The sequence below is a fragment of the Pollutimonas rozaliensis genome (genome assembly GCF_048751585.1).
Classification (GTDB): Bacteria; Pseudomonadota; Gammaproteobacteria; order Burkholderiales; family Burkholderiaceae_B.
Genome location: NZ_JAZHOB010000003.1, coordinates 238,113 through 262,940, shown reverse-complemented (window position 1 = coordinate 262,940; position 24,828 = coordinate 238,113). Strand labels below are relative to the sequence as shown.

The window sequence follows — 24,828 nt, the reverse complement described above, 5'->3', positions numbered from 1 at the left end:
CAACAAATCCTGTTAGTGAATCTACCGCAAGTGTACTAAAAGCGGGCTGGCGGGAACATCGCAGGCCCGCCCGCCCATGGCGGACAAGACGTCAGCTTGCCGTGGCCGTTTCCAGCGCCTCGGCCTGCTTGCGCAGCTCGAATTTCTGGATCTTGCCCGTTGATGTCTTGGGCAATTCGCAAAATATCACCGTACGGGGAATCTTGAAGCCCGCCATGTGCTTTTTGCAATGCTCGATGATCGAATCCGCCGTAACCTCGGCACCGTCCTTGAGTTCGACAAAAGCGCAGGGAGTTTCGCCCCAGCGGGCGTCGGGCCGCGCCACCACGGCGGCCGCCAGGATGGCCGGATGGCGATACAGGACGTCCTCCACCTCGATGGACGATATGTTCTCGCCACCCGAAATAATGATGTCCTTGCTGCGATCCTTGATCTTTATATAACCGTCGGGGTCCATGACGGCCAGGTCGCCGCTATGGAACCAGCCGCCGGCCAGCGCCTCTTGCGTGGCCTTGGGATTCTTCAGGTAACCCTTCATGGTGATGTTGCCGCGGAACATGATTTCGCCCATGGTCTGGCCGTCGGCCGGCACCGGCTGCATGGTTTCCGGATCCATGACACTGATGCCGCGCTCCAGATGATACGTGACGCCCTGTCGCGCGTTCAGCCGGGCGCGCTCGCCGATATCCAGCTCGTCCCAGGCATCGTGCTTGGCGCAGACCGTGGCCGGGCCGTAGACTTCGGTCAGGCCGTATACGTGAAGCAGGTCGAAACCCATGCGCTCCATTCCTTCTATCATGGACGCGGGCGGCGCGGCGCCGGCCACCATGGCTTTTACGCCCGGCGGCACGCCTTGCTTCATGCCGTCGGGAGCATTGACCAGAAGGCTGTGCACGATGGGCGCGCCGCAATAATGCGTGACGCCATGCTCGCGTATGAAGTCGAAGATGGTTTGCGCATCGACCTTGCGCAGGCAGACGTTGACACCCGCGCGCGCCGCCACCGCCCAGGGAAAGCACCAGCCGTTGCAATGAAACATGGGCAAGGTCCATAAATAGACGGCATGCTTGGGCATGTCCCATTCCAGAATGTTGGAAATGGCGGCCGCCGCGGCTCCGCGGTGGTGATACACCACGCCTTTGGGATTGCCCGTCGTGCCGCTGGTGTAGTTCAGCGCGATGGCGTCCCACTCGTCGGCGGGAAGATCCCAGTCGAATTCAGGATCGCCCCCGGCCAGGAAGTCTTCGTAACCTTGCTCGCCTATGGGCTGATTGGCGCCGGTATAAAGGGGGTCGGCCACATCGATGACCCGAATGGGCGCCGTGGATTTGCGCAAGGCCAGGGCGCGATCCATGATCGGGGCGAATTCGGTATCGACAATCACCACTTTGGCTTCGCCATGATCCAGCATGAAGGCGACCATCTGCGGGTCCAGGCGCGTATTCAGGGCGTTAAGAACCGCGCCCAGCATGGGAATGCCGAAATGCGCCTCGACCATCGGCGGCGTATTGGGCAGCATGACGGCCACGGTGTCGCCTTTGCGGATGCCGCTGCGCGCCAGCGCGCTGGCAAGCCGGCGGCAGCGGCTGTAAAGCTCGCTCCAGCTGCGCCGCAGGGCTTGCGGTCCCGAACCGTGGACGACCGCCAGACGTTGCGGATACACCTGGGCGGAACGCTCTATAAAAGAAAGCGGCGACATGGCTGCGTAATTGGCCGGCGTCTGCGGCAGATCGTGGTCGTAAATACTGGACATGCTGGTCTCCTTTGATTATTTTTTCGCGCTGCCATCAAGACGATGATACAACCGCCCGCGGCCCCTTGCCGGCCTGGCCTGTCGGCGCGGCCGCGCGTAAACGCCGGCGCAACAGGCGGGCCGGCGTTTCCTGTAACAAAATCATAGCCCTAGGCTTAAAAAAGCGCCAGCAGCGCAAACAGCAATGGCACGACGATTGCCGTGGCGATGCCATTCAGGCCCATGCCCAGCGCGGCAAAGGCGCCCGCTGTTTCATTGATCTGGAATGCGCGCGCCACTCCGATGGCATGCGCGCTCAAGCCCAACGCAAAACCCTGGACAGCGGGGTCGTTCACGCGCAAGGCCCTGAGCAAAAAGCCGGCCATAATGGCGCCAGCGATTCCTGTGATGGCCACCGCTATCGTCGTCAGGGAAGGCAAGCCGCCATTCAACCCGGCCACTTCCATGGCTATCGGCATGGTGGCGGACTTTGGGGCGACCGATGCCTGCGTGGCGAAGGAGGCGCCCAACGCCCACGCTATGCCGACGGCCGACACCACCGCCGTGGCGCATCCGGCCAGCAAGGCCACAGCCACGGGAAGCAGCATGCGCTTGAGGCGGCCCAGCTGGCCATATAGCGGAATGGCCAGGGCCACGGTGGCCGGTCCAATCAGGAACTGTAAAAACCAGGTATGCCTGGCATAGACCGGATACGGCGTGCCGGTCGCGGCCAGGAAGGCGACGACCGCGATGACCGCCGTCAGCACCGGCAGCAGCAAGGGATGGCCGCCGGCGCGCTGATGGATCGTGACGGCCAGAAGGTAGGCCAGCAATGTGAAGCAGAGCCAGAACAGGGGGGAATCGGCCAGATGCGCCCATATCGCCAGAAGATTCGCGCTCATGAACCCGACGCCTTTGCGCGTTTCAGCATCCACCGAAATGTCAATGCCGTCACGGCAAGGGTCAGCGCCACACCGGCAACGCAGGCCAGCAGGAAAGGAATCCATTCCCGTTCCAGCGTGCCGAAATATACCGTGATGCCCGCCACCGCCGGAATGAAAAGCAGCATCAGGTGCTTGAGCATGTGATGGCAGGCATCGCGCAGGCCCGCGGGAACCCGGCCGTATGCCATCAGGGCGGCCAGCATCAGCAGCATGCCCAGCAAAGGTCCGGGCAGCGGCAAGCCGGTCAGGCGGGCCAGCGCCTCGCCGGCGATCTGCATAAGGAAAAGCACGGCAACGGCAAGCAACACAGGCATAAGGGCAGCAAGACAAGAGGTTAAGCCGGCGATAAAGGGCGCTTATCGCTAAAGGGCCCCGGAACACTAGCATACGGGAATGCCAATAGCCAAATTTCGATTATTATCGCCATAAAAAACCAGGAACCTTATGCGGATCGATCGGCGCGCAGTCACCGTTACCAGCTTGGGCCTTACCCAGACGCTAGCCTGGGCTTCTTCCTACTACCTGCCCGCCATGCTTGCCGGCTCCATGGCCCACGAACTCGACCTGTCCGTCCAGACCGTATTCGCCGCTTTTTCAGCCGCTCTGGTCCTGGCCGCGCTGCTTGGCCCCCTGGCCGGACGCTGCATCGACCACTACGGCGGCCGTCCCGTCCTGCTGGCCAGCAACCTTATCTTCGCCGCCGGACTGTCATGCCTGGCCTGGTCCCCCAACCTTCCCCTGTTTTTTGCCGGATGGCTGCTGATAGGCGCGGGCATGGGTATCGGCTTGTACGAAGCGGCCTTTTCCACGGTGGTCAAGCTCTATGGCGAACAGGCGCGCAATGCCATAACCGGGATCACGCTGTTTGCGGGTTTCGCCAGCACCGTGGGCTGGCCGCTTTCGGCCTGGCTGGAAGTCGAATTCGGCTGGAGGACGGCCTGCCTGGTCTGGGCGGCGCTGCATCTTTTCGCAGGCATGCCGCTCAATGCCTCGTTGCCGAAGGCGGCCGAAGATCGGCCGGAACCCGAGCCGGCCGTTTCCAGCCGGGCCGATACCGGCATGCGGCCCGGCTCAGCCCCCAGCCGGCCCGAGCCGCCGCGGCATGCCAGCCTGCTGCTTGCCCTGGTCTTTGCCATAACCTGGTTCATCAGCACGGCCATGGCGGCGCACTTGCCGCAACTGCTGCAGGCCAGCGGCCTGACTCTTGCGGCGGCCGTGGCCGTATCGGCATTAGTGGGGCCTGCCCAAGTCGCGGCGCGCCTGATGGAATTCGGCCTGCTGCGCAAAATGCATCCGCTGATTTCCGCTCAATTGGCCGCACTTGCGCATCCGGCCGGGGCAGCCTGCCTGATGATAGCCGGAGCGCCCGCCGCCGCCCTGTTTACGGTGCTGCATGGCGCAGGCAACGGTATTCTTACCATTGCCAAAGGCACCCTGCCTTTGGTCATATTCGGGCCGCTGGGCTATGGATTGCGCCAGGGGCTGCTGATGGTGCCCGCCCGCATCGCGCAAGCGTCGGCGCCTTTTCTGTTCGGCATACTGATAGACCGCTGGGGCGTGGCCTCTTTATGGATGTCCAGCCTGTTGGGATTGATCGCTTGCCTGGCCCTGCTGGGGCTGGGCCGCGGCATGCGCGCCGCGCAGCGGCCGGCATCCAGTTGATCGCAAGGATGGCAGGGTCCAGCCCTGCTGCATGGCAGCCGCGGCCAGCAGGATTGCCGCCACACCCAGCCACTGCAGCCATTCAAGCCGGTGCCCGAACGCGAACCAGTCCACCATGATGGCGACAATGGGATAAATGAAGGACAAGGCGCCGGTTATGGCTGTCGGCAGCTTTTGAATGGCTCCATAAAGCAGGACGTACATCATTCCAGTATGCACCACGCCCAGCGTCGACAGGGTCAACCAGACCGGTGGGGCCTGCTGCGCCACGGCGGCCACATGCGCAAAGGGGGCCAGCAGTGCCACGCCGGTGCACACCTGTATAAGCGCGATCAAATGCGGCGGCGTTCCGGTAAGCCGTTTGACCAGCAATGCGGCGATGGCATAAAGGAAAGCGGCGCCCAGTGCCAGGACAATTCCAAGCAGGTAGGCGTCGCCGCTGCCATACGCCGGCGCGCCATGCTGCTGCGTGATGGCCAGCATCCCCGCAAAAGCCAGGACCAGCCATACCATCTTGTCCAGGCTTATGCGTTCGCCCAGAAACAATGCGCCCAGCGCCACAAGCATGAAAGGCTGGGTGTTGTAGACCGCGGTGGCTATGCCTATGGAGGCGCGCGAATAGGCGGCGAACAGCAATACCCAGTTTCCCACGATGGCCACTCCGCTGATCACCGCCCAGCCGAAGCGTGTCCATGTCAGCAAGCCCGGGCGCAGGAAGCCCATGAGCGCGCAGATCGCCAGCAACGTGGCCGCGCCGATCGCGCAACGCCAGAACACGACGTCCAGCACCGGCTGCCCCGATACCAGAACGAACCAGCCTATGGTTCCCGAAATGAGCATGGCGCCAGCCATCTCCAGGGAACCGCGTTTCACTTGATTATCCATTTGCCGAACTCCTGTTTCGCATGGGTCAAATTGTGACGTTTTCCGCTGCTATCCACCATGGAAAAAAGAAGGCAAAATATACTGGTTCCCTATTTTTTGAAGGGACATAAAAATACTTTCCTGATTAAAAGCCATGCCAGACGAAATCGACCGTATCCTGATCAATGCCCTAATGGAAGACTCCCGCCTCTCGCTGAAAGCGCTGTCGCGCGCCAGCGGGCTGTCCTCGCCCAGTGTCGCCGAAAGGCTGCGCCGCCTGGAGGAGCGCGGGGTGCTCACCGGCTACACCGTGAATGTCGACCCGAAATCGTTCGGCTATATGCTGCAAGCGATCGTGCGGGTGCGCCCTCTTCCGGGCCAGATGCATGCCATAGAGCGCCTGATACAAGGCACCCCGGAATTCACTGAATGCGACAAGGTGACCGGCGAGGATTGTTTCGTGGCACGCCTGAATGTCCAATCCATGGAACAGTTGGACGCCATCCTGGACAAGCTGGCCGACCAGGCCGAAACCAATACCGCCATTGTCAAGGCAAGTCCCGTGAAGCGGCGCCTTCCGCCGCTGATATTGGCCGGCCAATCATAGGTGCGCCGGCATGCGGACGCATGGCGTCGTCCCCGCGGCCAGCCGCTCCGGAGCGGACGTTGCGGTAAAGATTATCTGATAAAGTCTAGGTCGGGAGGAGGCCCGGAACCGCTGGGGCGCCGCAATACAAAACCAAGAAAACGGATAACGATGGAATGAACGGCGCTCGTAGGGCAAGCATAATTCTCGTGGCCTGCATGGCTGGCGCGGCGCTCATGGGCTGTGTCTCGATGGGCGGTACGGAAGGCGCCCGGCCGCGCACAGAAGAAATGTCCTTCGACCAACTGGCGCAAACCGACTTCAATCGCACGGTGACCATCGCCATGCGCGACAACCTGGACAGCCTGTCGCGCCTGCTCGAAAAGTTGTATCGGCGCAATCCGGCCGAATGGCGCAAGACCGGGGCGATCAGCCTGGAAGCCGCCGTGCAGCAGGGGCGGCAAGCCATACAAACCGGTCAGGCGCCCGCGGAACTTGCTTCATTGCATGACGTGGAAATACTGGCGGTCGCCCTTGATCCGGCCTATCGCGGCGATCGCGTGGGCGCCTTCATTTTCGGCATGGCCAACATGATTATCGGCGCCCATGGCGGCAAGACGCGCTTTTACGTATCGGACGCGCTGGATGCCCAATATGTGTACAACGCCGCCCGCAATGTCGAAGTGGCCGCCTGGCTGCTGGCCAGCCGACGCGATGCGGCGGGCCAGCCCCTGCTGCTCGCCAACGAAATGTCCAGCGTAGCCGCCAACCTGAGTTTCGAACGCGAGTTCGGACAACTGGTCGGCCGCCTGGACCTGGTGGCCAACCTGCTGGACGAGAATTTGCGGCGCGTGGGCATCAATTACATGCAAGGCCTGCTGTTCTTCAACTTCCTTCCGGTGCGCTAAGGGCCGGACCGGGCAAACCCGTTCAGTCCCGCAACAGCCGGACCAGGGCCTTGGCCGCCGCCTCGGACGAGGCGGGATTCTGGCCAGTGACAAGGCGGCCATCGATCACTACGTAGCTATCCCAATCGGGCCCTTTCTCGTAGATGCCGCCCAGACGGCGGAACTCGTCCTCGATGGAAAACGGCACCACGGCGCTGAGCTTGACGGCGGCCTCCTCGGTATTGCTGAATCCGGTAACGCTGCGGCCCTGGACCAGGGGAGTGCCGTCCTCGCCTCGCGCATGGCGCAAGGCGGCCGGACCATGACACACCAGGCCCATAGGCTTGGCGGCGCGCTCAAAGGCCTCCAGCAGGGAAATCGAATTGCCGTCCTCGGCCAGATCCCACAGCGGCCCGTGGCCGCCCGGAAAAAAAACGGCATCGAAATCGGCTTCATGCATATCGGCCAGGACCCTGGTATGCGCCAGCGCCCGCCTTGCCTGCTCATCGCTGTGGAAGCGCCGGGTCGATGCCGTCTGGGCGTCCGGCGCCTCGCTTTTGGGATCGAGGGGCGGCTGCCCTCCCTTGGGGGAGGCAAGAGTCACCGTAGCGCCCGCATCCTTGAATATATAGTACGGAGCGGCAAATTCCTCCAGCCAGAAACCGGTCTTCTCGCCGGTATTGCCGAGGCGGTCGTGCGAAGTCAGCACCATCAGGATGTTCATGTAAATACTCCGTGTCGTTGGGGCCGCAATACGCCGGGCCTGGATATTGCTATCCGAGTGCCGGCAGCTTCATTTCTTTTAGCATAGCTTCGTGACACCCGCACAACGGCATGTAACCTATGGCTCATATTCGTATCGGCATCTCGGGCTGGCGCTATGCGGGATGGCGCAAGGTCTTTTATCCCGACAAGCTGGCGCAGTCGCGCGAACTGGAGTTCGCCTCCCGGCGCATGCAGACCATCGAGGTCAATGGCTCGCATTACGCCCTGCAAACCCCGCATAGCTATGCCAATTGGTACGAGGCCACGCCCAAGGATTTCGTCTTCAGCGTCAAAAGTCCGCGCTACCTGACTCATATGTTGCGCTTCCGGGATGAAAAAAAGAGCACGATCGCCCTGGCCAACTTCTTCGCCTCGGGGATTTTCCGGCTGCGTGAAAAACTGGGACCCATTCTGTGGCAGTTTCCGCCCAGTTTCAAGTTCGACGCCGCAGCCTTCGAGATCATTCTGGCCGCCTTGCCGCCGGACACGCATCAGGCGGCGGCGCTGGCCCGCAAGCATGACAGGCATGTAAAGGAAACAGATCTGGAGCCGGGCAGGAAAAGGCGCTTGCGGCACGCCATCGAAATACGCCACCCAAGTTTTTGCGATGCGGCCTTCATCAAGCTGCTGCGCCGGTACCGCGCGGCCCTGGTGGTATCGGACTCTGTCGCCGATTGGCCCTATGCGGAAGATGTGACATCCGATTTCGTTTACCTGCGTCTGCACGGCACTGAAACCCTGTATGGCGGCGAATATAAAGACGCGGCCCTGGACCGATGGGCAAAGCGGATCGCCGCATGGGCGTCCGGACGCGAGCCGGATGATGCCCGGCGCATCCATACCAGGTCCCGGCCTCGCGCCGGACGCGATGTATTCTGCTACTTTGACAACGATCAGAAGGTCCAGGCTCCCGTCGATGCTCGCCGGCTTATGCAACGGCTTGAGCGATAATGGGCCGGGCGGAAGGCGATGTTCGGACGGCGAAAACCGAGGCTGGGATAGTACACAAAAAGGACGGGCACCATGAAGAAGAACATCTTCGGCGCGACGAGACGCAACGTCGCCGCCATCGGCCAGGGAAGCTGGTACATCGACATTGCCGATCGCAGGCTTGCCGTGGACGCCTTGCAACTCGGGCTGGATCTTGGCATGGACCACATCGATACGGCCGAGATGTATGGCTCCGGCGCTGCGGAGAAGGTTATCGGCGAAGCCATACGGGGCCGGCGCGACCAGGTATTCCTGGTGTCAAAAGTGCTGCCCGGAAATGCGTCGCGGCGCGGCACGATCAGCGCCTGCGAGCGATCGCTCCGGCATCTTGGCACCGACAGGCTGGACTGCTATCTGCTCCATTGGCGCGGATCCTATCCCTTGGAGGAAACCTTCGCCGCCTTCGAGCAATTGCAGCGCGACGGCAAGATACTTTCATACGGGGTCAGCAACTTCGACGCCGACGACCTGCAGGACGCGCTGGACGCGGCGGGGCCGGGCCGCCTGGCTTGCAACCAGGTGCTTTATCATCTGAACGAGCGCGCCATAGAGCATTCGGTCCTGCCGTTTTGCCGGCAGCACGATATGGCTCTGGTCGCCTACAGCCCTTTCGGGCACGACGATTTCCCCAAGCCCGGTACGGACGGACGGCGCGTTCTGGACAGCATCGCGCAGGCGCACGATGCCACGGCACACCAGATCGCCCTGGCTTTCCTTACCCGCGATGCGTCGGTATTCGCCATCCCCAAATCGGCCCGGGCCGCCCATGCTCAGGCCAATGCGCAGGCGGGAAGCATCGTGCTGGCGGATGAAGAGATCGCGCGCATCGATGCCGCATTCCCCCGTGGCGCGGAACCGCGTCATTTGCCGGTGATCTGAACGATACTAGACCGGCAGGGCCGCGATGGTCTGGGCAACCGCCGCGGTCAGCTTCTTGCCGTAGGGCACATGCAGAAACTCGTTGGGGCCGTGCGCATTCGATTGCGGACCCAGCACGCCGCACACCATGAATTGCGATCGCGGAAATCCCTGCTGCAGCAGGCTCATCAGCGGTATGGTCCCGCCCTGCCCGATATAGCCGCAAGGAGCGTCATAGTATTGCCGGGAAGCATCATCCAGCGCCTGGCTCAACCAGCCGGCCGACTCCGGCGCGTTCCATCCCGTGGCCGCGCCCTGGTCGGGCTTGAAAACCACCTTGGCGTTGTAGGGCGCGTCGGCTTCCAGCAACGCTTTGAGCTCCCGCGCGGCGGCCGCCGCATCGATAAGCGGCGGCAAGCGCAGGGAGAGCTTGAAGGCCGTGCGCGGACGCAGGACATTGCCGGCGCTGGTCAGGGGCGGCAGACCTTCCGCGCCGGTCACCGACAGCGTCGGCCGCCAAGTGCGGTTCAACAGGGCTTCCTGGGGCTCCGTCGTCATGGGCAACACAAAGCCCCCGTCCGCGCCGCAACTCCAGGGAAAACGGCGCCAGACCTCGTCACCCAGGATGCGCGCGGTCGCCCGGACCTGTTCGACGCGATCCGCCGGAATCTCGCAGTGAAAGCTTTGCGGCAGCAGCCGGCCCGTGGCGCTGTCCTCCAGGCGGTCCAGCACATGCCGCAAGATACGGAAGCTGGACGGCACCACCCCGCTGGAGTCGCCGGAGTGAACGCCCTCGTCCAGCACCTGCACCTCCAGCGTACCGGCCACCAGGCCACGCAAGGACGTCGTCATCCATAGCTGATCGTAATTGCCGGCGCCGGAATCCAGGCAGACCACCAGTGCCACCCTGCCCATGCGATCGCGCAGGGCGTCCACATAAGGCAGCAAATCGTAGCTGCCCGATTCCTCGCAGGTTTCTATCAAACCCACGCAGCGCGGCCTGGGAATGCCCTGCTTGTCCAGCGCCATGATCGCGGTCAGCGAGGCATAGACGGCATAGCCGTCATCGGCTCCGCCGCGGCCATAGAGCTTGCCGTTCTCATACTTCGGCGTCCAGGGTCCCAGGTCGGAGCGCCAGCCCGAGAATTCAGGCTGCTTGTCCAGGTGGCCGTACATCAGCACTGTATCGCCGCTGTCCTTGCGTGTGGCCGGCGCCTCGAAATAGATGACCGGAGTGCGCCCCGGCAGGCGCACCACCTCCAGGATCAGCCCCTTCACCTTTTGCGACTCCACCCATAGCGCGGCATCGCGCACCACCCGGTCGATATGGCCGTTCTCGGCCCAATCGGCATCGAAGGCCGGGCTCTTGGCGGGCACCGCGATGTAGTCGGTCAGCGCCGGAATGATCTCGCGATCCCATTTTTCATCCACGAAGGCCCGCAAAGCTTCGGGATCCAGGGCGGGCGGCAGCGCATCATCGGGTATACGGGCGTTCATGGCAGGTCCTCCATAAAGAGTATCCCGAAGATTTTACGCTTTAAGATGGAAGCTTCGCCGTAAGCCCGCATCACGCATATTGGCTGTGCCCTTAAGCCCGCCGCTTTCATCGGCGTCTTGCCCATAGATATACGCCTGCGCCGCACAGCAAAGCAATGCCCAAACCCGACAGGCACACCCAAATGCGTCCAAGCGTGCTCAGAACCTTGCCCGAGTGTATCGGGTACTGCCAGATAAGGAAACGATCCGCCGAGCTGCCGCTGTGATATCCGTACAGGCTGCGTGGCGCGCCCGACTGGTCATCGATATAGACCTGCTCGTAACGCAGCCGTCCGGCACGCTCGCGAAATTCCCGCTCTTTGAACGCCACCCGATAGACGCCCAACCGGGACACATGGCCGATGTACCACGGTTCGAATGAGCTTGCCGCTCTCGGCAAGGCGGCTCGGGCGAGTCGCAAGGCGTCCTTGGCCGACAAGATTGGCTGTTCAGCAACCTTGATGGCCTCGGGCAGCATGGCCAAAGGATGTGGCGTTACCGGACTGAACAAGCCGACCAGCGGTTTGACGACCTCGTTGCTCAGGCTCAGCGACACCCCGGTACATCCGAGGAATATCGCCGCGGCCGCCGTCCACAATCCCGTTGCGCGATGCAGGTCGAAGGCCAGACGCGCACCCCGCACTCCCCGCTTGATGCGCCAGGAGGGCCACCAACGCCTCCCAAAACGGCTGGACGTATGCCTGGCAACCCCGCTTCCGTCCACACGCACGCCTCCCCGGGCGGGCAAGCTCAAATAAATCCCCATTAACGACAACGCTAGCCATCCAAGCGCCACGCTGCCCAGCAGCCAACTGCCCCATCGCCCAGGCAGGAGCATCGTACGATGCAGCCGGTTAAGCATAGGCAAAAGATGCTTTCGGTCCAAACGCGTCTCGCCCCACTGACGCCGGCCTAATACCCGGCCTGTCGTCGGGTCTATGAACAGCCGATCGAAACCCAGCGAACGGTCCGCCTGTATATCGGTCCGATCGCGACGCTGCGCCACCTGGACCTCGATCGATCGCCCCGGCCGGGCATCGAGGGGCAGCAAGGTCACGCGCAGCCGCGGATCGTCCTTCTCAATGCCCGAAACAAGCCGATCCGGAGCAAGCGCCTTGCCATCCGAGCCCGTATTGAACAGCTCCGGATTCAGCCACGCATCGAGCTCATGCTCGAACGCGATGACACTACCGCTTAGCGAAATGACGAACAGAAACAGGGCGAGCGACAACCCCAACCAACGATGTAGGCGGCGCCAGAGGCTCCTCACTTACCGAGTCCCATTTACCAGCGATGGGTATAGCTGATGCTCAATACGGCGCCGGCAGCCGGCAGCCGGCTGGTGTTGTTGCTGTTGCGCAGCAATTGGCTGTACAGCGGATAATAGGATCGATTTAAAAGGTTCTGGATCCCAAACACAACATTGTTCTTCTTGTTGATTTTCCAACGACTGATCACATCGACAGTGGTATAGCCAGTGGTGTTCCGCCGGCCGAAGCCGGTCACGCCGTCCAGGCGGTAGTCTTTCGATGCAAAATACGTGGCCTGCACACGATGGCTCCATCGCTGACTAGGTTTATATTCGGCATAAGCGGTCAGTTTCAGAGGCGGAATACGGAACCCGGTCATGTCCCGGTAATCGCTATTGCTCTGCAGCTTTTCCTGGCCTTTCATCCAAGTGAAGGTGCCGCCCAGCGCCCACTCTTCGTTGTCGCTGAAATAGTCCACTCCGCCTTCTATGCCGTAAATGCGCTCCTTGGTGCGCAGGAGGCTCAGGCCGTTGTTCAAGCTCTGCACCGCTCCCAAATCAGACTGAGACTGGAACACACTCAGGTTCGCCGAGATATTGGAAAAATCGCCGCGCCAGCCGAGCTCGACCGTATCGGTCTTGATGGGCTGTAAATTGGAGCTGGAAATATTGAAGGCCGGCGTGGCGTTGCGTACCTGAACCCCCACATCGGGCAATTCGAAACCTTGGCTGTACGAAGCGTAGATCTCATGATTCTTGGTGGGCGAAAAGACCACTCCTGCATTATAGGTCCATGCCCCATAGCGCACCGTGCCACCCGCCACATCCCGCGGAACGGCCGCACGCAGTTGTGACAGAGGCGTAAAATCATCGAAGCTGGCGTTCGCGCGATCATAGCGCACGCCCCCGTTGACGGCCCATTGTTCGTTGAAACGATGCTCCAACTGAGCAAAGGCGCCAGCGCTGCGAGTGGTGACCGGCGGCATATAGATCAATGTGCCGCTCTTGCGGAAGCGCAGGCCGCCGCTTGCATCATATTCATTGGGATCAAAAACATCCAACGGCATCTCAGTACGCTCCTGATTGACGTCGACGCCCCAGGTCAGTTGGGTATTTTTGTCGGAACTCAACGGTGTCTTGATGGTCAGACGCCCACCCAGCACCTTCGACTTTTGCATCACTTGATCCACGTTGGCGCCGCGAACGGAGACGCCGCGCGCATCGAAAGGCGCAAAGCGGGTGAAGAAATCACGATAGTAGAGCTGCGCGATCAAGGTGCTACCCGCCACATCACGATTCTGGTAATCCAGATTGAACAAGGAGTTCTTTACACGATTTTGTTCGTCCAGATCCAGGCCCCTGATAGGCCGTGCAGCGGCACTGCCCGGTGCCAGCCTGGCTACCGACGGATCCGATCCGTAATCCGTGTCCTGCTTGGCGTCATAATGGCTCGCAGAAAATTGCAGCCTTTGGTCAGCGTCGATTTGCAGGCCAATCTTGCCCGATACGTTATAGATATTTGAATCGAACAGATCGCCCTGGCTGGGCTCGGGCGCGATACGATCTCCATGTCCATCGAATGAGCCGCCTACATGGCGCGCCCCCAGGCTAAACGAGTAATCGATCTTCTCGCCGCCGCCAGATAGATAATGCTGTATCTCGCCGCCCAATCCCGAGGCGCCCAAGCGAGACAACGGCGTCAGAGCCGAGACCGTGGTTTCTGCGCGCGCTTCCCCATCAGGCTGACGGGTACGGATGGATACAATGCCGCCAGCCGCCCCGCTTCCGTATATAGCGCTGCTGCCACGCAATACTTCGATCTGTTCGATATCAGCGGGATTGATATTGGCAAGATTGCGCGACGAGTCGCGATTGGTGTTGAGCGGGATGCCATCCACCAGCACCAGCATGTTGCGGCCACGCAAAGTCTGGCCGTAGTCGGTAATCGTATGACTGGAATCAGCCATGCCCGGCACGACCTTGCTCAAAAGTGTCGCGACGCTGTCCGATCCCGTACGCAATGTGTCCAATTGCTCATGCTCGAGGGTCGTGATCTGTTGCGTAGGCGACATCAAATTGCTTTCCGTGCGGGCCGCCACCGTGATCGCGGACAATTCCGCCACAGCGGAAGGAGCCGTGTCCAGCGTGAAGCCGCCGTCACGAAGTCTCCGAATGCGCAGGCCGCTACCGGCGAGCAAGCGATCGAATCCCTCTTCCACGGAAAACGTACCGGCCAGGCCTTGCGTCGCCAGGCCGCGCGTTGCGTTCATATCCATGCTCAGATTGACCCCGGCTTGGCCAGCAAAGCTCAAAAGAGCCGGCCCTAATGGTCCCGCGGCCACGCTGTAAGCCTTGCGCTCCTGGGCGCCCGCAACGACATCGCTTGCCCAAGCCTGCGGTCCGGTAAGGCCGGCAGCGGCCAAGCTTACTACGCACAAGATGCCCCTTAAAGCGCGCGCTGCTTGGCGCCGCGAGCCCTCCGGTCGCGGAAGAATTTGGTGTGGGACGGATATCCGGTCGGTCATTGGGGAGTTCCTTGTCGCTAGTCAGTCAGTTGAGGCTTAACCTATATGACAGGCGAGACGCAAAAACCGGACATGGGCGGGTAAAAATAATTTCCAGCACAAAGATTGGCGGATGGGGTCGTTTCGCTTACTTGGCGGTGATGGTTACCCAGTAACGGCTACGGTAATCAATCCGTAACGGCAATGTTTGCGCAAGTACATCAAGAACGCGATCTGTATCGTGAAGCTGGAACGAGCCCGACACGAGGATATCAGCCGCGGAAGGATCGTATCTGAGCACGCCGAGGCGATAACGCGCCAGTTCAGCGACGAAGTCGGCCAGGCTCATTTGCTGGGCATACAGGACGCCGCGCACCCACTCGCCCTCGCCGGCTCGAGCCGGCTCCCGGACCCCGATAGAGCTGGAAGTGAAAGCAATCCGCTGCCCGGCAGGCACCGTAAGCATTGCCTCGGGCGTCCGCATGGGTCTGGCCTGAACCGCGCCAGCCAATACCGTCAGGCTGGTCATCCTGTCATCCAGGCGCACAATGAACCGGGTACCCAGCGCCTGTAGACTGCCCTGCGCGGTCTGAATGATGAAGGGACGGCTGCGGCCCGGCTGGGGGTCGGGTGCGGTCTGGACCAGGATCTCGCCGGAGCGCTGCCAAATCACACGCTGCGAGGCATTGAACACGACATCGACCGCGGTCGCGGTATTCATGCTCAATTGGCTGCCATCGGCAAGTTTGATCTCTCGCCGCTCGCCGGTTCCCGTGCGGTACCGGGCGCCCAGCATTTGCCATGGCACCGCGCGATAGCCTAGCAAGACGGCCGAAGGCGTCACGATCATAGCGGCAAGCGTTTTAAACAATGCACGGCGATTTCCCACTACACGGCGCCGATCGAGTACCGGCATGCCCAGCGCCGGCGGCACCGAACCGAACTTGAGACTCAGTTGCTCCGCGCTTTGCCATACACGTTGATGCTCGGGGCTTTGACTGCGCCAGTGTTCGCAACGTTGCGCGTCAGCCTCTGTGAAGTTACCCGAATGCATCAGGACAAGCCACTGCGCGGCTTCGTCCACCAAACGGGGATCGGCTGGAGCACAGGCTTGCGGAATGCTCATGCCGCCTGCGCCAGCATCAATTTCAGGCACTGCGTGAATCCCTGCGCCATATAGCGCGTGACAGTGCGCACGCTGACTTGCAGGCGCGCGGCAATATCAGCGTAGGCCACGCCCTCGAGCTGAGACATCAGAAAAGCGGTGCGCACCTTGGCGGGCAATGCATCAAGTAGCGTATCCAGTTCCTGCAAAGTCTCCAGCAGGATGGCGCGCTCCTCGACCGACGGCGTCAAGGCCTCGGGCAGCGCCATAAGCGAGGCCAGGTACGCACGCTCGATCGACTGGCGCTCGTAGTGATTTATCAGCAGGCGCTTGGCCACGGTGGTCAGATAAGCCCGCGGCTCGCACAGTACTGGTATCGCGTCCGCCCGATAACCTATCAATACACGCATGAACGTGTCTTGGGCGATATCGGCCGCGTCGAAACTGTTGCCCAATCGTGTACGCAGCCAGCTGCACAACCAGCCATGATGATCGCTGTAGAGAGTGTGAATCTCTCGTTGCAGGGTTGGCTCGCCGCCTGCCATGAATGCCTCGTCCGGTCGATTATCGATGCTTTAAAAAATTACGAATCTTAATAACAATCGTTCGCATTATAACATTTAATAACCGAAACACGGACATTTGCCTCCAATCCTTGAAGGACTTGCCTAACCGCTGGTCGCATCAGACGTGGCGCCGCGAAAACCCGTCGTGGCGAGGCCACCTCTTCCTACTTGAGCCAGCGGTCTTCGGCCTGCTCAAGGACGTCGCGTTCATCGGCAAGGTCCCAGGCAAATTGCATGATCCGCAGATAATCGGCATCGTCTATCGGCAGCAGGAAGCCCAGCTCGTTCTTGGGCGTCAAGGGATGGTCGACGAATATGGCGGCAAGACGAGGATCGGTCTTGCTGTAGTGCAAGGCTTCGTATGTCTCGGTAATCATGACGTCGCCCTTGCCCCCGGCGATCAAAGCCGGGATTTCCGCGTTCTTGTCATGGGTGCTGACTTGCGCCTGCTTCAGGTTTTCGAGCACGAAGGCCTCATTGGTGCCGCCCGGATTCTTGATCACGCGGACGGAAGATTGATTCAGGTCGCTGACGGACTTGTACTTGGACGCCTCATCCTTGCGAACCAGGGCAACCTTGCCGAAAGGCGCATAGCCGGGCAGCATGGCCGCCTGCCGGATACGGGCGGCATTGCGGGTGATTCCCCCCACCGCGACATCGAACTTGTCGCCCAGCAAATCTTTCATCAGGTTGGGCCAGGACGTCTGCACGTATTCAACCTTTACGCCCAGTCCTTTGGCCATGGCTTCAATGACGTCGATATCGTGACCCTCGTAACCGCCCTTGTCTGTTTTGATGGCAAAAGGCCTGTAGTCGCCCGGCGTGCCGACACGGATAACCTTGCTGTCCATGATGCGGTCCAGGCGGGGACCGGCTTGCGCCGTCGCCGCAAGCGTCGCCGCCATGGCCAGGCCCAGGAAAAAACGGAAAAATTGTCTCATGGCCAACCTCTTTTTTAATTTCAAATTGAATGGTAAATCAGTGGGCATTGCGCTCCGGCGCATCTGCAATGCAACTATACCCTTAGGTCGACATCCGCCCAGCCGGATTGCGGCGACCGGAAAAACAGAAAAGGGCCGCATAGGCTATAGCTAATAATAAGCAATTAATTTCTATTTGTGCCTATATAAGATCTACGGCAGTATTCCATATCGGCGACAGGTGCCAATTGGGTGAGCCAGGAACACTCATCAATCCAGGCGGTCTTTGGGATCGCCCTGGGCGCCGGCAAAGCCTAAAAAATTCCTCTCTCGCATTATTCACGGAATATTCTCTATGAGCAGCAAACAAGTCGCCGTATATGGATTAGGAAACATGGGTTTCCTCATCGCTGAACGGGTCGCCAAACACTTCCCGACCAAAGTCGCCGACCTTGACACCACCCGCGTTCAGCTCGCTTGCGACGGCTTCGCCGCACAGCCGCTGAATGAAACTGAAGATCTGTCGCAACTCAAGGTCGTCGTATTGTGCTTGCCCAGCCCGGCCGCTTCCGAGCATGTGCTCAAGCAGATCGCTCCCCGCCTGCCATCCGACGCGGTCATTGTTGAAACCAGCACCGTCAATCCCGACGACATCAAGGCCAGCCAGAAAATCCTGGCTCCATTCGGCCTGCCTCTGGTGGATGCCTCCATCCTGGCGGGCGTGAGCCAGATGAAGGCCGGCAGCGCCACCTTGCTGCTCGGGGGGGACGAAGCCGATATCGCATCGGCACAGGACGTCCTGGACGCGATCGCCGAAAAGCAAATCTACTTCGGCCCTTCAGGCGCGGGGGCAGCGGCAAAGGTCATCAATAACGCGGTGGCGCACGCTGTCATGGTGGTCGTGGCGGAGGCCGGCTCGCTGGCCACCGCCGCCGGCGTCAGCTGCGACAAGCTGATCTCCTTGCTGGCCGATCCGCAGATGGGCCTGCACCGTCCTTTGACTCACCGCTATGCTGAACGCATCGTCAATGGCGACTATGCCGGCGGCATGCCGCTGGACGCGGCACGCAAGGATTCCACGCTGGCGCTGGAGCTTGCGCAATCATTGGGCGTGCCGCTATTCGCCATCCAGGGTTCGCACACCATATACGAGATCGCATCGGCCGCCGGTTACGGCCGCGACGATTACGCCGCGATCGCCAAAGTATGGGCGGATTGGGGCAAGCCGGCGGTCCCCGCCAAGTAGGCTAGCCAGCCCCAAAAGCCGTACGCGGCCAATAACGAAATCAAAAACATAAACCGGATCAAGAGTGATCCACGTCGGAGGAGACCCCATGAATATTCTTAAGATCGGCCTGTCCGTGGCCCTGAGCCTTTCCGCAATCGCGCCGGCCTGGTCCGCGGACAACTACCCGAGCCGCTCAGTGCGGCTCATCGTCCCCTTTCCGGCCGGAAGCACGACCGATACGATGGCACGGTTCCTCAGTGAACAGGTAGGCTCCGAACTCGGGCAGCCTTTGGTCGTTGAAAACAAGGCCGGTGCTCAAGGAAGCATTGCCGCGGCGGAAGTAAGCCGCGCCAGGCCGGATGGCTATACCTTGCTTGTGGGCACCAACTCCACTCAATCGGCCAATGTGCATCTGTTCAAGAAACTGCCGTACGACCCGGTCAAGGACTTCACGGCGATCACCCAATTCACCATGAACCCGCTCGTCCTCGTGGTACGCCCCGACCTGCCGGTCAAGGACCTGGGTGAATTCCTCGAGTACGCGAAGGCGCATCCCGGAACACTGAACTATGGGGTCGGCAACACCGGCAGCCTGGCTGCCGTCCAGATGATGAAGGGCATGACCGGAATCGAAGCCATGGACATTCAGTACTCCGGAACGCCTCAAGCCATCACCGATTTGATCGCCGGCCGGCTGGACTTCATGATCACCGATATTTCAGTAACGCGCCCCTATATTGAAACAGGCAAGCTCCGTGCGCTGGCCGTGACGCCTCTGAAGCCGACAGAGGCTCTGCCCGACGTGCCGACTTTCGACACGTCCGGATTGAAAGGCTACGAATTCGTGGCGTGGGGCGGCTTGTTCGCGCCCGCGGGCACCGACCCCGCCATTGTGGCCAAGATCAACAAGGCGTTCACCAAAGCGCTGAACAGCCCGGAAGCGGCCGCATTCCTGGGAAAGCAAGGGCTTGAGCCAGCTCCGAGAACTCCTGAAGACTTCACTGGATACGTAGCGGCGCAAACGATTATGTGGGGCAAATTGCTGGCTGACGCGGGCCAACCCAAAAAGTAAGCACCAACGGATCCGCAGCGCCCATGACTACCCCGACAATCCATACCGCCACGCCTGCCCTGCCCGCATCCTCGTCCCCTGGCGCATCTCGCCTGACGCAGAGCCGCTTGCAGAAGGCCTACTCCATCGAAGACCTGCGCCGCCGGGCCGCCCGGACCCTGCCGCGGGCGGTGTTCGACTTCTATGACGGAGGCGCCGAAAACGAGCGGACGCTTCGCGCCAACGCGACCAGCTTCGATGGACTGCACATCGTTCCGCGCTACCTTGTGGACGTTTCCGAAATCGACACGCGCATCGACCTGCTGGGCAGGCCAGCGTCCCTTCCCCTGGCCGTCGCGCCCACGGGCGCCATCGGATATGGCTGGCCTTTTGGCGACGTGGCAATCGCCCGGGCCGCGGGCGCCGCTGGCATTCCCTACGCGCTGCCCACGTCGTCCACCTCGTCAATTGAGCGTGTTGCGCGGGAAGCGCCGAACACCCGGCTTTGGTTCCAGTCCTACATGCTGCGCAAGCGCGAGTTCACCATGGGACTGATAGAGCGTGCCAGGAACGCCGGCTATGAAGCGCTGATCATCACCATCGATATGCCGACGGGCGGAAAGCGCGAACGGGACATGCGCAACGACTTCGGCCTGCCATTCAGGTTCACCCCGCGCAATGTCCTGGATTTTGCCAGCAGGCCGGGATGGGTCTTGCGGCTGCTTCGCCATGGAATGCCTACGCTGGAAAACATGATCGGGTTCGTGCCCAACACCGTCGACAGCTCCACAATAGCGTCGTCGGTCGGGAAAAATTACGACCCTGCCTTCAACTGGGACGACCTGGCACGGATACGCGACTATTGGCCCCGGCGGCTGATCGTGAAGGGCATCATGCACCCGCTGGACGCCCGGCGCGCCGCGGATATCGGATGCGATGCGATCATCGTATCGAACCACGGCGGACGCCAGCTCGACGGCGCGCCCGCAAGCCTTCAGGCGCTGCCCGCCATCGTGCGCGAGGTCGGCTCGGCGCTGGAAGTCATCATGGACGGCGGCATCCGTCGCGGCAGCGACGTTGTAAAAGCCATGGCGCTTGGAGCCAAAGCGGTGATGGTCGGCCGGCCCATGCTTTATGGCGTCAGCGTCGGCGGACAGGACGGCGCGGAACGCGCCCTGTTCCTGCTGCGGGAAGAATTGATACGCACCATGCGGCTAAGCGGCCTGGCTTCGACGTCTGAAATCAGTAAGCATATCCTGCTGAACGCCGGGGCATAGCCGTGCCGCGCAAAAGCCCGCGATTCAAGCCAGCAACTTCCCGGGGTTCATAATGCCCAATGGATCCAGCGCCTGCTTGATGCGGACCATCAAGGCAAGCTCGACAGGGTCCTTATAGCGGCGGAGGTCTTCGACACGCCGCTGGCCTATGCCCTGCTCCGCGCTGATGGAGCCGCCACGGGCGACCACCTGATCATGGACCAGCGCTTGCGCCTGCGCTTCCAATTGCTCGAACCGCGCCTTGGAAAGCGTGGCGGGCGCCAGCATGTTGTAGTGCAGATTACCGTCGCCAAGGTGGCCGAAAACCATCATGCGCAGCCCCGTATAACGCGCCAGCAGCATCGCATCGACATCTCTTACAAAATCGGCAAGCCTGGATGTCGGCAAGGAGATATCGTGCTTGATGCACTTGCCCTCCGCCGCCAGCGCCAGAGTGATGCTTTCCCGCAGATGCCAGAAAGCGGCGCCCTGCGACTCTGATGCCGCCACAGCGGCATCGATGATTTCCGATGCCTCCATGGCATCCGACAACACCAGCTCGAAGCCGTCCCGCCTATGCTCGCCGCCCTCTGAATCCGATAATTCCAGCAAGGCAAACCATTCAGGCGCCGGCCGCTGGCAATTTATGGGCATGCGCTGCTCTGGAAATGTCTTGACGACAAGGCTCAGGCATTGCTCCGACATCACCTCAAAGCCCGTCAGTGCGGCGCCAAACGCCTTCTTGACCCGGTTCAACACCAGGGTGGCGCTTTCGAAATCCGGCAGTGCGATAAACGCAGTATGCTGAGTTTGAGGAAGGGGAAAAAGCTTCAGCGTCGCGGCGGTGATGATGCCAAGCGTCCCTTCACTGCCTATAAACAAATCTCTAAGATCGTAGCCGGTGTTGTCCTTGCGCAGTCCCCGCAATCCGTGCCAGACCTCGCCCTGGGGCGTGACGACTTCCAGCCCAAGCGCCAGCTCCCTTGCATTGCCGTAGCGCAGCACCTGGGTGCCGCCCGCGTTGGTCGCCAGATTCCCGCCGATAAAGCAACTGCCTTCGGCCCCCAAGGAAAGCGGAAACAACTTTCCCGCCTCCCGGGCCGCCTGCTGGACTGCCGCCAGGATACAACCCGCCTCGACAGTCATGGTTTCATTGTCGACGTCGATATCGCGGATACGGTTCATCCGCTGCATGTTCACGACCACGGCGGTGCCGGATCGATCCGGCGTGGCGCCGGCAACCTGCCCGGTATTCCCCCCTTGGGGAACAATAGGGGCGCGATATTTCGCGCATAGCTTGACAACGGCAGCCACCTCGTCCGTGCTGGCCGGCCTGACAACCGCCACCGCGCAGCCGGTTGAATACCGGCGCCAATCGGTCAGGTAGGGCTGCGCGTCGGCATCCGTCAATACGTTGGACGGGCCCAGGCATTCAATCAGGGATTGCAGCAGCGTCATGGTCAATCGCGGGTTTCGGCAACCGGCGTCAACAGACGGCCGGTCTCCATGTAGGACACAACATTGTCGAAGACCAACTGAGCCATATCGGCCCGGGTGTCATGGGTGGCGCTGCCCACATGCGGCATCAGCGCAAGCTGATCCATGCTCTTGAATGCCTCCGGCATTTTGGGCTCATGCTCCAGCACATCCAGCCCGGCGCCGCCCAGCCTGCCTTCCCGCAGGGCGGACTCCAACGCCTGCTCGTCGATGACGCTTCCGCGCGCGATATTGACGACGAACCCTTTAGGCCCCAGGGCATCCAGCACTTCGGCATTCACCAGATGACGGGTGCTTTCGCCGCCGGGGCAGGCGACAACAAGAAAATCCGCCCATTGAGCCAATTCGACAAGCGAAGCCATGTATTGATATGGCGATTCGGGCCGCTCGCGGCGATTGTTGTAGCGGACTTCCATACTGAAGCCCGTGCCGCGTTGCGCAATCGCGGCGCCGATGCGGCCCATGCCAAGAATGCCCAGCCTCTTGCCCGACACCCGGGTGGAAAGCGGAAAGGCGCCTATTGTCTTCCAAAGGCCTCCTTTCACATAACGATCGCCTGTCGCCGTTTGCCTTGCCACGGTCAGCAGCAAGGCCCACGCCAGGTCGGCAACGCAATCGTCCAGCACCTCGGGCGTATTGCTGATCTTGACTCCATGCTCGACCGCCGCCGAAACGTCCAGGGTTTCGTAGCCCACCCCCCAACTGCAGACGGCCTGCAAGCTGGGCATGAGCGCGATCTGCTCTCGCGACAGGCCTTTACGCACCGACGTGACCGCCACCCGGGCGGATGCGCCAAGAGCGGATAAAGCTTCTTGGGGAGATGCCGACTGCCACAGGGGCAACACGCGAAAGCGTTTCGCCAGTTGATCGTCGAAGGCATCGCCCAAGGATGCCAGTTGAATGACCTCGCAGTTGTCCGTTCTGCTGTCCATGCTTACTTGGCTGGAATATAGTTGGCCGCGGCCGCCGACTCGGCAAAAGACAAGCCGTTGCGTATGCCCTGCTCGACTTGTTCGTCGGTCGCCAAGGCCTCTTGCGCCGCGGCCAGCACCTCGTCAAGCCGGGCATGCGGAATAACCACCAAGCCCGTGTCATCGCCGACGACCAGGTCGCCCTCATGGACACAGACGCCGCCTATGGATATCGGCCCGCCCATTTCCTGCAGCTTGAGCCGTCCTTTGCCGGTCAGGGGCGTGACATGGCGGCTGGCCAGCCACAAGCCTGTTGCCTGAATTTCATCGACGTCGCGGCAGGCTCCGTCGATAACGACGGCGGTGGCATTGCGCTTGGACGCCGCCATGGAGGCGATGCCTCCAAAGGTGGAAATGGCGGTGCCGCCGGCATCCACCATGACCACTTTCCCCGGCCCTGTCGCGGCGACCAGGCGGCCGACCGAAAAATCCGACCGGTCGAAGTCGCCCAGTTGGCCCCATACGTGCCTGGCGGTGACGGCAAAGCCGGCAATTCGTCCAGTACCACCGCGTCGATGTATGCCTTGCGTTACGCCGTCGATGCCCAGCGTGTCCATGGCGTCGGCCCAGGTGCTCGTGGCAATGGCCGCACACTGATCCAGCAATGCGCTTTTATCTTCATTCATGACTGTTGTCCGGGGAAAATCGGGTTCTATTGATAGTGATTAAGCTTAGTCGACGCTGGCGCCAGAGATCTTGACGGCTTCCGCCCAGTTCGCGGCTTCTTTATTGATAAAGGCCTGGAATTCCTCGGGCGAACTATTGTTGACATCGCCACCCATGGACACCAGCTTCTTCGTCATTTCAGGTGTGCCTACAATTTCGGAAACGTCCTGATAGATCTTCTGACGCAGCTCGTCCGGAATGCTGGCCGGCGCGAACAAGCCGAACCAGGTTGCCGCTTCAAAACCCGGCATCCCGGCTTCGGCAAAGGTGGGCACATCGGCGATGGCATCAACCCGCTTGTTGTGCGCAAGCGCAATCGGCTTCAGCTTGCCGGCCTGGATGTTGGACACCGCCGCCGACAGCGTGACGAACGCCATCTGCACCTGGCCGCCGATCAGGTCGGTAATCATGGGCGCGTCGCCGCGATATGGAATATGGACCAAATCCAGGTTCTGCTTGGCCTTGAACAGTTCGCCGGTAAGGTGTTGCGGCGTTCCGTTACCGGTCGACGCGATTGTCATGCCCTCTTTCGTTGCCTTGACCGCGGCAATCAGCTCCGGCAGGGTATTGGGCTTGAGCGATGGCGTGGTCACCAATACCAGGGGAATGGTGGAAACCAGCGTGATCGGCTTGAAATCCTTGATGGGATCATAGTTCAGTTTCTTGTACAGGCTTGCGCTGATGGTGTGCGCGGCCGTAGTCATGTACAAGGTATAGCCATCGCCTTTCTCACGCGTGAGCGCCTCGGCGGCAACGGTCGTGCCCGCGCCCGGCTGATTACGCACGACGACAGGCTGGTTCCATTTGGCGGGCAGCTGCTGAGCGATCAACCGTGCGATGACGTCGGTCGCGCCGCCCGCGGGGTAAGGCACGACGATAGTCACCGGCTTCTCGGGAAAAGCGGCCTGCGCCATGCCGCTGGCGGCAAGCCCGCCAATCAGAAGAGCGCTGGCAACATGCTTGATAACTTTCATTTGTATCTCCGTTTTAT

Annotated in this window: 23 protein-coding genes; 8 read left to right on the top strand and 15 right to left on the bottom strand. The window is 61.1% G+C overall.

Translation table 11 applies throughout. The annotated features are described in order from the left end of the window. Positions 1–91: 91 nt before the first annotated feature. The 3 genes from V0R37_RS07170 to V0R37_RS07160 form a co-directional block, all read right to left on the bottom strand. On the bottom strand, positions 92–1,753 hold the full coding sequence (locus V0R37_RS07170; RefSeq protein WP_420373869.1) for an acyl-CoA synthetase: 1,662 nt from the start codon (positions 1,751–1,753) through the stop codon (positions 92–94). A 155-nt stretch (positions 1,754–1,908) separates the two neighbouring features. After that, a complete protein-coding gene (locus V0R37_RS07165) occupies positions 1,909–2,634 on the bottom strand; it encodes an LrgB family protein (protein WP_420373868.1) in 726 nt (241 codons plus the stop codon). Further along, positions 2,631–2,984 carry a CidA/LrgA family protein gene (locus V0R37_RS07160; RefSeq protein WP_420374040.1) on the bottom strand — a complete coding sequence of 118 codons (354 nt, stop codon included), beginning with the start codon at positions 2,982–2,984 and terminating at the stop codon, positions 2,631–2,633. The genes V0R37_RS07165 and V0R37_RS07160 overlap by 4 nt, the downstream gene beginning before the upstream one ends. Positions 2,985–3,120: 136 nt before the next feature. Here V0R37_RS07160 and V0R37_RS07155 point away from each other — a divergent pair, with 136 nt between their 5' ends. Beyond that, positions 3,121–4,338 (top strand): MFS transporter, encoded by a 1,218-nt coding sequence (locus V0R37_RS07155; RefSeq protein ID WP_420373867.1) that lies wholly within the window; start codon positions 3,121–3,123, stop codon positions 4,336–4,338. Here V0R37_RS07155 and V0R37_RS07150 read toward each other — a convergent pair. Continuing rightward, a complete protein-coding gene (locus V0R37_RS07150; RefSeq protein ID WP_420373866.1) occupies positions 4,243–5,223 on the bottom strand; it encodes a DMT family transporter in 981 nt (326 codons plus the stop codon). The genes V0R37_RS07155 and V0R37_RS07150 overlap by 96 nt on opposite strands. 133 nt (positions 5,224–5,356) lie before the next feature. Here V0R37_RS07150 and V0R37_RS07145 point away from each other — a divergent pair, with 133 nt between their 5' ends. Continuing rightward, entirely contained in the window at positions 5,357–5,809 is a 453-nt protein-coding gene (locus tag V0R37_RS07145; RefSeq protein ID WP_420373865.1) for an Lrp/AsnC family transcriptional regulator, read from the top strand. Between the two features lie 155 nt (positions 5,810–5,964). Continuing rightward, on the top strand, positions 5,965–6,696 hold the full coding sequence (locus V0R37_RS07140) for a hypothetical protein (RefSeq protein ID WP_420373864.1): 732 nt from the start codon (positions 5,965–5,967) through the stop codon (positions 6,694–6,696). Positions 6,697–6,718: 22 nt separating this feature from the next. Here V0R37_RS07140 and V0R37_RS07135 read toward each other — a convergent pair whose 3' ends face one another. Continuing rightward, complete coding sequence (locus tag V0R37_RS07135) at positions 6,719–7,399, bottom strand: type 1 glutamine amidotransferase domain-containing protein (RefSeq protein WP_420373863.1); 681 nt, start codon at positions 7,397–7,399, stop codon at positions 6,719–6,721. Positions 7,400–7,518: 119 nt separating this feature from the next. Between V0R37_RS07135 and V0R37_RS07130 the strand changes: the two genes are divergently transcribed. Together V0R37_RS07130 and V0R37_RS07125 are read left to right on the top strand one after the other, a co-directional pair. Next, positions 7,519–8,391, top strand: a complete 873-nt coding sequence (locus V0R37_RS07130; protein ID WP_420373862.1) for a DUF72 domain-containing protein — start codon at positions 7,519–7,521, stop codon at positions 8,389–8,391. A 72-nt stretch (positions 8,392–8,463) separates the two neighbouring features. After that, positions 8,464–9,309, top strand: coding sequence for an aldo/keto reductase (locus V0R37_RS07125; RefSeq protein WP_420373861.1), 846 nt, complete (start codon positions 8,464–8,466; stop codon positions 9,307–9,309). A gap of 6 nt (positions 9,310–9,315) precedes the next feature. Here the strand turns inward: V0R37_RS07125 and V0R37_RS07120 are convergent, their stop codons facing one another. From V0R37_RS07120 to V0R37_RS07095, 6 genes are all read right to left on the bottom strand, one after another. Further along, positions 9,316–10,785: a M20 family metallopeptidase gene (locus V0R37_RS07120; RefSeq protein ID WP_420373860.1), complete on the bottom strand. Its 1,470-nt coding sequence runs from the start codon at positions 10,783–10,785 to the stop codon at positions 9,316–9,318. 106 nt (positions 10,786–10,891) lie between these two features. Then, positions 10,892–12,094, bottom strand: coding sequence for a PepSY-associated TM helix domain-containing protein (locus tag V0R37_RS07115; protein ID WP_420373859.1), 1,203 nt, complete (start codon positions 12,092–12,094; stop codon positions 10,892–10,894). A 14-nt stretch (positions 12,095–12,108) separates the two neighbouring features. Next, positions 12,109–14,598, bottom strand: a complete 2,490-nt coding sequence (locus V0R37_RS07110) for a TonB-dependent siderophore receptor (RefSeq protein ID WP_420373858.1) — start codon at positions 14,596–14,598, stop codon at positions 12,109–12,111. A 127-nt stretch (positions 14,599–14,725) separates the two neighbouring features. Next, positions 14,726–15,703, bottom strand: coding sequence for a FecR domain-containing protein (locus V0R37_RS07105; protein ID WP_420373857.1), 978 nt, complete (start codon positions 15,701–15,703; stop codon positions 14,726–14,728). Then, entirely contained in the window at positions 15,700–16,227 is a 528-nt protein-coding gene (locus tag V0R37_RS07100; RefSeq protein ID WP_420373856.1) for a sigma-70 family RNA polymerase sigma factor, read from the bottom strand. Before V0R37_RS07100 ends, V0R37_RS07105 begins: the two co-directional genes overlap by 4 nt. 185 nt (positions 16,228–16,412) lie before the next feature. Next, on the bottom strand, positions 16,413–17,189 hold the full coding sequence (locus tag V0R37_RS07095; RefSeq protein ID WP_420373855.1) for a transporter substrate-binding domain-containing protein: 777 nt from the start codon (positions 17,187–17,189) through the stop codon (positions 16,413–16,415). 334 nt (positions 17,190–17,523) lie between these two features. Between V0R37_RS07095 and V0R37_RS07090 the strand changes: the two genes are divergently transcribed. From V0R37_RS07090 to V0R37_RS07080, 3 genes are all read left to right on the top strand, one after another. Then, positions 17,524–18,414 carry an NAD(P)-dependent oxidoreductase gene (locus V0R37_RS07090; RefSeq protein WP_420373854.1) on the top strand — a complete coding sequence of 297 codons (891 nt, stop codon included), beginning with the start codon at positions 17,524–17,526 and terminating at the stop codon, positions 18,412–18,414. A gap of 88 nt (positions 18,415–18,502) precedes the next feature. Then, positions 18,503–19,468 carry a Bug family tripartite tricarboxylate transporter substrate binding protein gene (locus V0R37_RS07085; RefSeq protein ID WP_420373853.1) on the top strand — a complete coding sequence of 322 codons (966 nt, stop codon included), beginning with the start codon at positions 18,503–18,505 and terminating at the stop codon, positions 19,466–19,468. A 23-nt stretch (positions 19,469–19,491) separates the two neighbouring features. Next, positions 19,492–20,724, top strand: a complete 1,233-nt coding sequence (locus tag V0R37_RS07080) for an alpha-hydroxy acid oxidase (RefSeq protein ID WP_420373852.1) — start codon at positions 19,492–19,494, stop codon at positions 20,722–20,724. A gap of 24 nt (positions 20,725–20,748) precedes the next feature. Here the strand turns inward: V0R37_RS07080 and V0R37_RS07075 are convergent, their stop codons facing one another. From V0R37_RS07075 to V0R37_RS07060, 4 genes are read right to left on the bottom strand one after another with little or no spacing between them, the layout of a single operon-like run. After that, positions 20,749–22,161, bottom strand: a complete 1,413-nt coding sequence (locus V0R37_RS07075) for an FAD-binding oxidoreductase (protein WP_420373851.1) — start codon at positions 22,159–22,161, stop codon at positions 20,749–20,751. A gap of 2 nt (positions 22,162–22,163) precedes the next feature. Next, positions 22,164–23,132 carry a 2-hydroxyacid dehydrogenase gene (locus tag V0R37_RS07070; RefSeq protein ID WP_420373850.1) on the bottom strand — a complete coding sequence of 323 codons (969 nt, stop codon included), beginning with the start codon at positions 23,130–23,132 and terminating at the stop codon, positions 22,164–22,166. Between the two features lie 2 nt (positions 23,133–23,134). Next, positions 23,135–23,797, bottom strand: coding sequence for an RraA family protein (locus V0R37_RS07065; protein ID WP_420373849.1), 663 nt, complete (start codon positions 23,795–23,797; stop codon positions 23,135–23,137). A 45-nt stretch (positions 23,798–23,842) separates the two neighbouring features. Continuing rightward, complete coding sequence (locus V0R37_RS07060; RefSeq protein ID WP_420373848.1) at positions 23,843–24,811, bottom strand: Bug family tripartite tricarboxylate transporter substrate binding protein; 969 nt, start codon at positions 24,809–24,811, stop codon at positions 23,843–23,845. Between the last annotated feature and the right edge of the window lie 17 nt (positions 24,812–24,828).